Genomic DNA, 1,557 nt, shown 5'->3' with positions numbered 1-1,557 from the left:
CGCGCATCCCCGCCACCGTGCGCAGCAGCACCGCCTCCGCCTGGTCGCGGGGCAGCGTGGAGATGAGCCCGAGGACCTGCCGGGTGCCCATCGACTCCAGCGCGTGGTCCTCGGCGGCGCGCTCGGCGGGCAGGTCGTGGAGGCCCTCGTCGAGCAGCACGCCCTGCGGGCGGCGGCGTTCGCGGCGCAGCAGGTCGAGCGCGCGGCGCCGGGCGACCGTGATCGTCCAGCCGCGGAACGACGGGCCGTCGCCGCGGAACCTGCCGAGGTCGCGCGCGATCACCAGCCAGGCGTCGGCGGCCACGTCCTCGGCGTCGTCGCCGACCACGCCGCGCAGATACGCGAGCAGCACCGGCTGCAGCCGCCGGTAGAGCGCGGTGAACGCCTCCTCGTCGCCGTTCTGCGCCCGCTGGACCAGTGGCTGGAGGTCCTCGTCCGCAACCTTGTGTCCCGGGGCCGCGCGTGCGGCCGCCGGTCTGTCGTGTTCCCCCACCTTGTGCGCCTCGTGATCGGCCTGCGGCACTGTGCACCGTGCCCGCGCCCCCGCGCGCTCTCCGTCAGGCCGCTGCCCCAGCCACACCCGGAATCGAACAGAACAGTGCAACAATGCCAGACATCATGGACGTTTGACGTGAGCACCCCCACATTTCTCCTGAACCGGCAGGTGCCGCCCCGGGCTCGCGCGTCCCGCTCCGGGTGAAACGGGACAAAAAGGCGATGCGGCGGGCGACTTGCGGGGGGAGCGGAGCGCCGCGGCGTCAGCCGGTGGCGGACTCCTCCGGCTCCGCGGCGGTGGCCGTGGCCGAGGGCTCGGGGGCGGGTGACTCGGAGATGTTGGCGCTCGGGTTCGGCGACGGGCCGTTCTGCGGCGGGCCTTCGCTGCCGCCGCCGTCCTCGCTGCCGCCGTCGGTGTCGCCGCCGGTGTCCCCGCCGGAGCCGCCCGTGCCGCCCGGGTCCGTACCCGGGTCCGTCGGGAGCGACGGGCTCGGGCTCGTCGGCTCCTCCGTGTCGCCGCCCGTGCTTCCCCCGGTGGAGCCGCCCGTGGAGCCGCCGGTGCCGCCACCGGTGGCGCCGCCCGGCGTACCCACGCTCGTGCCCAGCCGGTTCGAGCAGTACGACGCCATCGCCTCCGGCGAACCCGCCGCCTGCTCCAGGACGCGCAGCCGCCCCTGGCCCGGCATCGCGCCCGTACCGGCCTGCGCGGCGAGGTAGTCGCGGCACAGCTCGTCGAGGACGGAGTCCGCGTCCGCCATGTTCGGCGGCTGGTCGCCCCGGATGTCGCCGATGACGCCGCGCCCCGGCAGATCCGGATCCGTACCGCTGCCCTGGCCCTTGGTGTCCTTGCCGTCCTTGCCGGAGTCCTTGCCCTTGCCGTCCTTGCCCGACCCCTTGCCGCCCTCCGCGGCGGAGCCGTCCCCCTTCTCGCCGCCGGGGGTCTGCGCCGACGACGTGGCGCCCACGCTCGGCGACCGGTTGTTGCCGCCGGAGTCCTGGATGAACGACGGCGATGGCAGCACACCCGCGCTGGAGGCCACCGCGACCCCGCCCAGCGCACAC

Annotated in this window: 2 protein-coding genes; both read right to left on the bottom strand. The window is 75.4% G+C overall.

What is annotated here, in order from left to right; translation table 11 throughout:
• On the bottom strand, nucleotides 1–493 hold a 493-nt coding region (locus tag H5J30_RS32375), incomplete at its 3' end, for an RNA polymerase sigma factor (RefSeq protein WP_374101048.1).
• A 265-nt stretch (nucleotides 494–758) separates the two neighbouring features.
• The coding region (locus tag H5J30_RS32370) for a hypothetical protein (RefSeq protein ID WP_181791210.1) at nucleotides 759–1,557 on the bottom strand (799 nt) is incomplete at its 5' end.

Source organism: Streptomyces phytophilus (assembly GCF_013870535.1).
GTDB lineage: Bacteria > Actinomycetota > Actinomycetes > Streptomycetales > Streptomycetaceae > Streptomyces > Streptomyces phytophilus.
Note: the sequence above shows the minus strand (reverse complement) of the source record. Positions and strands in the feature narration are given on the sequence as shown.